Origin of the sequence: Halomonas sp. A11-A (assembly GCF_003182195.1) — a bacterium.
Classification (GTDB): Bacteria; Pseudomonadota; Gammaproteobacteria; order Pseudomonadales; family Halomonadaceae; genus Halomonas; species Halomonas alkalicola.
Genome location: NZ_QGTM01000042.1, coordinates 1 through 8,539 on the forward strand (window position 1 = coordinate 1; position 8,539 = coordinate 8,539).

8 protein-coding genes are annotated in these 8,539 nt (G+C 66.5%); 5 read left to right on the forward strand and 3 right to left on the reverse strand.

Annotated elements, in window-relative coordinates:
• Nucleotides 1-218 precede the first annotated feature (218 nt).
• Complete coding sequence (gene phnX, locus DER72_RS15600; protein WP_110070857.1) at nt 219-1,037, reverse strand: phosphonoacetaldehyde hydrolase; 819 nt, start codon at nt 1,035-1,037, stop codon at nt 219-221.
• Nucleotides 1,038-1,095: 58 nt separating this feature from the next.
• Complete coding sequence (locus DER72_RS15605; protein WP_110070858.1) at nt 1,096-1,800, reverse strand: HAD family phosphatase; 705 nt, start codon at nt 1,798-1,800, stop codon at nt 1,096-1,098.
• A gap of 238 nt (nt 1,801-2,038) precedes the next feature.
• Here DER72_RS15605 and ugpB point away from each other — a divergent pair, with 238 nt between their 5' ends.
• From ugpB to DER72_RS15630, 5 genes are all read left to right on the forward strand, one after another.
• Nucleotides 2,039-3,358, forward strand: a complete 1,320-nt coding sequence (gene ugpB / locus DER72_RS15610; RefSeq protein ID WP_110070859.1) for a sn-glycerol-3-phosphate ABC transporter substrate-binding protein UgpB — start codon at nt 2,039-2,041, stop codon at nt 3,356-3,358.
• 64 nt (nt 3,359-3,422) lie between these two features.
• Nucleotides 3,423-4,307, forward strand: coding sequence for a sn-glycerol-3-phosphate ABC transporter permease UgpA (gene ugpA / locus DER72_RS15615; protein ID WP_110070860.1), 885 nt, complete (start codon nt 3,423-3,425; stop codon nt 4,305-4,307).
• 15 nt (nt 4,308-4,322) lie between these two features.
• A complete protein-coding gene (gene ugpE / locus DER72_RS15620; RefSeq protein WP_110070861.1) occupies nt 4,323-5,171 on the forward strand; it encodes a sn-glycerol-3-phosphate ABC transporter permease UgpE in 849 nt (282 codons plus the stop codon).
• Nucleotides 5,172-5,173: 2 nt separating this feature from the next.
• A complete protein-coding gene (locus DER72_RS15625) occupies nt 5,174-6,268 on the forward strand; it encodes a sn-glycerol-3-phosphate import ATP-binding protein UgpC (protein ID WP_110070864.1) in 1,095 nt (364 codons plus the stop codon).
• On the forward strand, nt 6,265-7,065 hold the full coding sequence (locus tag DER72_RS15630; protein WP_110070862.1) for an inositol monophosphatase family protein: 801 nt from the start codon (nt 6,265-6,267) through the stop codon (nt 7,063-7,065). Before DER72_RS15625 ends, DER72_RS15630 begins: the two co-directional genes overlap by 4 nt.
• Nucleotides 7,066-7,334: 269 nt before the next feature.
• Here DER72_RS15630 and DER72_RS15635 read toward each other — a convergent pair whose 3' ends face one another.
• The gene (locus DER72_RS15635; RefSeq protein WP_110070863.1) at nt 7,335-8,342 is read right to left on the reverse strand and encodes an OmpA family protein; all 1,008 of its coding nucleotides are present in this window, start codon (nt 8,340-8,342) and stop codon (nt 7,335-7,337) included.
• Nucleotides 8,343-8,539: the final 197 nt, after the last annotated feature.

Sequence of the window (8,539 nt, forward strand, 5' to 3'; positions counted from 1 at the left end):
CCTTTGCAGCGTGGAAAGGTGGCGGTGGGCGTGGTACATTTTGTCATGGCGGCTGTGTCGGCTAATTCTTGGTTAGGCTCTTGAATTATAACCGATTTTCAGCCGCTTTTTTCATGCCTGGTGCAATATTCGGGCTAGGCAGAACCCTTCCAGCATGATGCTGGTGCCGGCCCGCTTGGCCGGCGCCGGCAGCATCAGCGCCAGGGGGGGGGCGGAGCTCACGGCCGCTCGCCGCGAGCCAGACGCGCATCGATCTCGGCGACCAACGCCGGCAGCTCGGCAATAGTGTCGATCATGAAGTGCGGCCTTGCGGGTGCGAACTGCGCTTCGATGCACGCTCGTCTCTCCGCCAGTTCGGCCTCCCCCATCTTGCGGTACTCAGCGTAATCGAGCCCCAGGGCGTTGCCGGAGCAGGTCAGCGCCACCGTCCACATGCCGGCACTGCGCCCCTCGATAATGCCCGGCGCGGTGTCGTCCACCTTGACGCAGGCGGCCACGTCATCGATGCCCAGCGCGATGACATTCGCCAACGCCTGGGCCGGATGCGGACGGCCGTTGGGCACCTCGTCGGTGGCGACGACGTGATCGGCCACGTAGCCGTTGGCCCGGGCCCGTGCCACCACCTGCTCCATCACCACGGCGGGGTAGCCGGAGCAGGAGCCGATCTTCAGGCCCCGCTCGCGCAGCGCAGCAATAGCATCGAGCGCCCCGGGAATCGGCGACGAGTGCTCGCCGATCTTGGCGATCTGCAGGGGCATGAAGCGCTCATACAGCGCATCGACATCGGCGTCACTGGGGGCATGCCCCACCGCCGTCTCGAAGCGCGCCGCAATGGCCGGGACGTTGCAGAGGGTGCGAATGTGTTCCCACTTGCCCATGCCCATGGGCCCGCGGGCCTCTTCCAGGCTGATGTCGACGCCCAGTTCGGCGAAGGCCTCGACGAAGATCTGGGTGGGAGCGAAGGAGCCGAAGTCCACCACGGTACCGGCCCAGTCGAGGATGGCGCACTTAAGACGCTCGGGGGAGTGGTAGTGCATCGGATCTCTCCGGTGAGCCGGGCGGCGGGACGGCAGCCGTCCACGCCCGGAATAGGCGTCACTCATTCGCGCTTTCCGCACTTGGCACATCATGGCGTCGCAGCTCACGCTTCCACTCCAGCCGCTCCCACCCCTCGAGGCGGGCCACCTCGGCGAGCACCGGGTCGGGGTTGACCGCCACCGGGCGATCCACCCGGTTGAGCAGCGGCAGGTCGTTCTGGGAGTCGGAGTAGAAGCAGAGGTGGCTGGCGACGGCGTTGCGCTCGGCCAGCCAGCTTTCCAGGCGTGTGACCTTGCCGCCCCGGTAGGAGAGCACCCCGGTGGTGGCGCCGGTGAAGCGCCCGGCCGCAAGCGCAGGCTCCACGGCAATCACCTGCTCGATGCCCAGTTGCCTGGCCACTGGGCCCACCAGGTGCCGCGACGAGGCGGAGATCAGCAGCGGCAGGTCGCCATCATCGCGATGGCGGGCCACCAGTTCGCGTCCCTGAGGAAAGAGGCGCGGTGCGATCCGCTCGGCCACGAAGGCCTCGACCTCGGCGGCGACCTCCTCCTCGTGGCGTCCCGTCAGCGGCGACAGCGTCACGGCCAGGTACTGCTCCAGCTTGAGCCGGCCGGCGTGGTAGGCCGCGTTCATGGCCTGGGTACGGGCGAGATACTCGCCGGGGGCGTCGATCCAGCCGCACTCCACCATCCAGTCGTTCCAAAGCGCGCTGCAGTCGCCATCCAGCAGGGTGTCGTCGAGGTCGAAGAGGGCAAGGCGCATGACGGTCTCCAGTTACCCGGTGGTTCAGGAAGGCCCATAGCCTGGGCCAGACCGGTGACAAAGGCATGACCGGCGCGACCTGTCACGGCACTGCCATCTCGCCGTCACGCCGTCGCCAACCGACTGACACCGACCCGCCATGCCGTCGTCACCTTGTGCGGATAACGTCGGGCGATGGAGCAGAACGGCTTACCGCCGCCCACGTCATCGCCGTGAATCACACCGCAAGGAGAGCCCCATGTTCGTACCCACACTGAAAGGCCTGGCCGCCGGCATCGCCGCCGCTACCCTGTCGCTGTCCGCTCACGCCGCCGTGGAGGTCCAGTGGTGGCACGCCATGGGCGGCGAGCTCGGCGAGATCCTCGAAGGCATCACCGAGGCGTTCAACGCCTCCCAGGATGACTACCGGGTGAACCCCAGCTACCGCGGCAACTACACCGAAACCATGACCGGCGCCATCGCCGCCTTCCGTGCACGCCAGCAGCCGCATATCTTGCAGGTCTTCGAGGTGGGCACCGGCACCATGATGGCCGCCGAGGGGGCCATCTACCCCATCCACGAGCTGATGGAAGACCACGGCCGCGCCTTCGACCGCGAGGCCTTCCTGCCGGCGGTGGTGGGCTACTACACCGATACCCGCGGCAACATGCTCTCCTTCCCCTTCAACTCCTCCACGCCGATCCTCTATCTCAACCGCGACGCCTTCGAGGCCGCGGGCCTGAACGGCACGCCCGAGACCTGGGAGGAGATCGTCGCGGCCTCCCGCCGGCTGCGCGAGAGCGGCGCGGCCCGCTGCGGCTTCACCACCTCCTGGCCGAGCTGGGTGATGCTGGAGAACTTCTCCGCCATGCACGACTCGCCCCTGGGCACCCGGGAGAACGGTTTCGGCGGCCTGGATACGGAGTTCGTCTTCGACAATGACCTGGTGGCGAGTCACTGGGACAACCTCAAGGCATGGCAGGACGAAGGGGTCTTCCGCTGGGGCGGCCCGGGGCCGGGGGATGATGCCGCGCCGATGTTCTACTCGGGAGAGTGCGCCATGTTCTTCGGCTCCTCCGCCTCACGGGCCGGGGTGCTGGCCAACGCCGATTTCGAAGTGGGCTTCGCCATGCAGCCCTACTACGCGGAGGTGGAGGGCGCGCCCCAGAACTCCATCATCGGCGGCGCCACCCTCTGGGCGCTGCAGGGCCACAGCGATGAGGAGTACGAGGCCGTGGCCGCCTTCTTCGAGTACCTCTCCCGGCCCGAGGTGCAGGCCGACTGGCACCAGCGTACCGGCTACCTGCCGATCACCCAGGCCGCCTGGGAGCTGAGCGAGACGCAGGGCTTCTACGCCGAGAACCCGGGCGCCGACATCTCCATTCGCCAGATGAACCTCAACCCGCCCACGGAAAACTCCAAGGGGCTACGCTTCGGCAACTTCGTGCAGATCCGCGACATCATCTCCGAGGAGATGGAGGCGGTGATGAGCGGCCAGAAGAACGGCGAGCAGGCCAGCGCCGACGCCGCCCGCCGCGGCAACGCTCTGCTGCGCGACTTCGAGGCCGCCAACCGCTGAGCCCTGCCTTTGCGCCCCCTCCCCGCGGAGGGGGCGCCTGTTTACCGTCGCTTCGAGCCTTCCGATGCAGACCAAACGCATGACCTTTCCCGGGCGCTGGCTGCCCTATGCCCTGCTGGCCCCCCAGGTGATCGTGACCCTGATCTTCTTCATCTGGCCCTCGCTGCAGGCGCTATACATGTCGCTGCTGCGCGAGGACGCCTTCGGCCTCAACAGCACTTTCGTGGGCCTGGCCAACTTCGCACGGCTCTTCGCCGACGACACCTATCTCGACTCGCTCTCGGTAACCGCGGTATTCGCCATCGGCACCACACTGCTGTCGATGTCGGCCGCCCTGCTGCTGGCGGCCACCGTCAACCGCATGCTGCGCTCGCGCAACGCCTACACCACCCTGCTGGTGTGGCCCTACGCCATCGCCCCGGCCATCGCCGGGGTGCTCTGGTGGTTCCTCTTCAACCCCTCCATCGGCATCGTGCCCTATGCGCTCGAAATGCTGGGCTACCGCTGGAACCACCGCACCTCAGGGAGCGATGCCATGATGCTGGTAATCATCGCCGCCGCCTGGAAGCAGATCGCCTACAACTTCCTCTTCTTCCTGGCCGGGCTGCAGTCGATCCCCCAGTCGCTGATCGAGGCGGCGGCCATCGATGGCGCCGGCCCCGTGAAGCGTTTCTGGACCATCGTCTTTCCACTCCTCTCGCCCACCACCTTCTTCCTGATGGTGGTCAACGTGGTCTACGCCATGTTCGACACCTTCGGTGTGATTCACGCCACTACCCAGGGCGGCCCCTCCCAGGCGACGAATACCCTGGTCTACAAGGTCTACGCCGACGGCTTCGTGGGGCTCAACCTGGGCAGCTCCGCCGCCCAGTCGGTGATCCTGATGGCCATCGTGGTGCTCCTCACCGTGGTGCAGTTCCGCTTCATCGAACGGCGCGTCAACTACTGACCCGGAGGAGCCCCCATGGTCGAACACCGCCCCCTGAGCCAGCTGGCCGCGCACCTGATTCTGATCGCCGGCGTGGCCCTGGTGCTATTTCCCGTCTACATCGCCATCGTCGCCTCCACCCAGGCCCCGGGAGAGTTCCTGCGCGGCACCCTGCCTCTGATGCCCGGCGGCCACGCCCTGGAGAACTACCGCACTATGTGGGAGAGCGGCCTCTCGAGGGCCGGGGCGCCGCCCGTGGGCCAGATGCTCTTCAACAGCCTGGTGATGGCGCTGGCGATCACCGTGGGGAAGCTTGTCATCTCGCTGCTCTCGGCCTTTGCCATCGTCTACTTCCGTTTCCCCTTCCGGCTGTTCTTCTTCTGGCTGATCTTCGTCACCCTGATGCTGCCGGTGGAGGTGCGCATTATCCCCACCTTCCAGGTGGTGGCCGACCTCGGCATGCTCAACAGCTTCGCCGGGCTCTCCATCCCGCTGATCGCCTCGGCCACCGCCACCTTCCTCTTTCGCCAGTTCTTCATGACGGTGCCGGAAGAGCTGCTGGAGGCCGCCCGCGTGGATGGCGCCGGCCCCCTCCGGTTCTTCAAGGATATCCTGCTGCCGCTCTCGGTCACCAATATCGCGGCCCTCTTCGTGATCCTGTTCATCTACGGCTGGAACCAGTACCTCTGGCCCCTGCTGATCACCACCGACAGCGACTATTACACCGTGGTGATGGGCATCCAGCGCATGACCACCGCCGCCGACGGCGACCCCCAATGGCACCTGGTGATGGCCGCGGTGGTGATGGCCGCCCTGCCCCCGGTGCTGGTGATTCTGTTCATGCAGCGCCTGTTCGTGAAGGGCCTGACCGAGACGGAGAAGTAATGATGGCAAGTATCAAGCTCGAGGGTCTCGAGAAGACCTATCCCGGCGGCGTGCAGGCGGTGAAGGGCGTCGACCTGGAGGTGGCCGACGGCGAATTCGTGGTGCTGGTGGGCCCCTCGGGCTGCGGCAAGTCGACCCTGCTGCGCATGGTGGCGGGGCTCGAGACCATCAGCTCGGGGGAGCTGCATATCGGCGAGCGGCGGGTCAATGATCTGGAGCCCGCTCGGCGCGATATCGCCATGGTGTTCCAGAACTACGCGCTCTATCCGCACATGACGGTGTTCGACAACCTGGCCTACGGCCTGAAGAACCGCGGTTTCGGGCGCGACGAGATCCGCCGCCGGGTCGAGGAGGCCGCCAGGATGCTCGAGATCGCCCCCTTCCTGCCCCGCAAGCCGCGCCAGCTCTCCGGCGGCCAGCGACAGCGGGTGGCCATGGGCCGGGCCCTGGTGCGCGAGCCCGCGGCCTTTCTCTTCGACGAGCCGCTCTCCAACCTGGACGCCAAGCTGCGGGTGCAGATGCGGGTGGAGATCAAGCGGCTGCAGCGCCGCCTGAAGACCACCAGTCTTTACGTCACCCACGACCAGCTGGAGGCCATGACCCTGGGCGACCGCCTGGTGGTGCTCAACGGCGGGCGCATCGAGCAGGTGGGCACGCCCATGGAGATCTATGCCCGGCCCGCCTCGCTCTTCGTGGCCACCTTCATCGGCTCGCCGGCCATGAACCTGCTGCCCCTGGAGGCTCTGCTGAGCGGCCCGGGCGCGGCGTCCCATGGCGCCCTGCTCCACGACCTGCCGTCGGGCACCGGCATCGTCGGCGTTCGCCCCGACGCGCTGCGCCTCGAGCCACCCCGCGCCCCCCACCTGACCCTTGCGGCCACCCTGGAGCTCTTCGAGGCCGCCGGCGCCGAGAGCCACCTCCATGTGCGCCTGGCCGACAGCGACCAGCCCCTGGTGATCCGCACCGCCGGCCAGCCGACGGTGGCCGAGGGCCAGCGCCTGCACGTCCATATCACCCGCGACGCCCTGCACCCCTTTCATCGGGAGACAGGCCGGCGCCTCGACGATACGCTCAAGACCAAGGAGCAAGCCGCATGACACCTCCCGCCTCCACGCTGATCGAGACCCTCCAGCAGGCCGCCCGCACCGCCGGCCAGCTGCTGCGCGAGGGCTACCACGCCGCCGGCGCCATCGACTTCGAGGCCAAGGGTGCCTCGGACTTCGTGACCCACTACGACAGGGCGGCAGAGCACGCCATCATCGAGACGGTGCGGCGGGCCCATCCCGAGGCGGGTTTCATTGGCGAGGAGACGGGCGAAACCCCCGCCGAGGGCGGGAGACTCACGGTGATCATCGACCCTCTAGATGGCACCAACAACTTCCTGCACCGGGTGCCTCACTTCTCGGTCTCCATCGCCGCACGCGAAGGCGACACCCTCACCCACGGGGTGGTCTACCAGCCGCTGCTGGACGAGATGCTGTGGGCGGTGCGAGGCCAGGGCGCCCACCGCAACGCCGGCCGCATCACCGCCTCCCCAGCCAGAGCCCTGCACGAGATGCTGATCGCCACCTGCCTGCCCTATCACGCCAAGGGCGACTGCGCGACCAGCCTGGACCAGCTCACCCGGCTGATGTCTCGCGTGGCCGGCATTCGCGTGCCCGGCTCGGCGGCGCTCGAGGTCGCCCATGCGGGCCTCGGCCGCTTCGACGCCTTCTGGTCCCAGGGTGCCCGGCTCGACCTCTGGGACGTCGCCGCCGGCATCGTCATCGCTCGGGAGGCGGGCTGCATAGTGACCGACCTTGCCGGCGACCCGGACCCCGCCGAGTGGCAGAGCCTGCTGGTGGCCCACCCGGAGCGCCACGGCGAGCTCAGGGAGATCCTGACGGCACGCTGAGCGAGCCAAGCCGCCAGGTAAGATGACAGGCGACTAGGCCGCGGCAAAGCGCGCCTCGAAGGCCGCCACCACGCGGCACAGGTCATCGGGCAGCCGGGGTCGCGACGCATAGAGCCGATGACATCGCCAACGATGGCCCCCAGCATCTCTATCATGCCCTGGCGACCACTACCGCGACGGCTCCCTCTCCCAGAAGCGCAACGAGTGGTTTCGCAAGCTGCATGACAGGAGGGTGCAAGCAAGGAGCAAGCGCCGAACGATGCGGCTGCTCAGTCGCGCATCTCGACCAGCTCCACCCGGCGATTCTGTGCCCGCCCGGCCTCGGTCCGGTTGGACGCAATCGGCGCCATCATGCCGGCACCCGCCGATCTCAACCGCGACCCGGCAATCCCGTGCCGCTGCTCAAGATAGCGAACCACTGCCGTTGACCGCTCCATGGACAGGCGCAGGTTGTAGTCGTAGTTGCCGACATCGTCGGTATGACCCACCACGAGCAGGCCCAGCTCTTGGTGCTCCTGCATCAATTCAGCGATGGTCGCCAGTGACGAGCTGGACTCAGCCAGGATTTCATCGGAATCGAAGGCGAACAGGATATCCTGAATGGCGACACGCCCCGATTCCATCAGGCCCTGCTCCATTTCACTGGCCGACAGCGGGCGGTGCTCCGTGGCAACCTCCATCTCCTCTTCGGTTACCACGGTGATGGCATACTGGGTGCCGCCGCCGGGACCGGGAGCCTGATACGTGGCGATCGCCACGTGCACGGGCGCATCCTGCGAGCGCGCCAGCAGATAGTGCACTGGCTGACGATTCAGGAGAGGCCCTCGGTTAGTCAGCAGGTAGGACTCACTGGTATTGGTCAGGAAATCCGCCGAGCGGCCCGTGTTCTGCTCGATCAGATCCAGGTCACTTCCCTCGAAGATCAGTTCGAAACCGGCCTCTGGCAAAGTCTGCACAAAGGTGCGGTGAACGCGAAGATCGCTGATATCGGGGTCGTCGAAGCGGTAGATCATCTTGAGCCACTCACCCTCCAGGGCAAGCTGCTCGGTATGCGCCCGCTCCGATCGATCGAAGGGACCCGCAGGCAGCACGACGCGTTTGAACTCATCGCGAAAATTGTCGGTAATAAAGGAGCCGGCAATGCGTTCGACCAGCGGATGATCGCCAGCGCCTTCGATGTCCTCGTTCGCCTGCCCCGCTAGTGAGAACAGCATCGTCAGGAACAGCAGCGAGACAAGACGGATTCGGGCCGAAGCGCCAGACAGAACATCAGACATGACAAAGCCTCCTTCAGGCGGGCTCTCAACGGGATAGGCGCTTGGAGGGATCGCGTAACAAGCAGACCTGAGCCCCTGCCAACCCGGGGCAATGCTTTCACCCTAGGGAGCGTTAACAATTAGGCCAGCCATATGACGGCGGATACAAGGTTGAGTAGCGACTGGTAGTTTCTCGCCAGTCGCTCATAGCGTGTTGC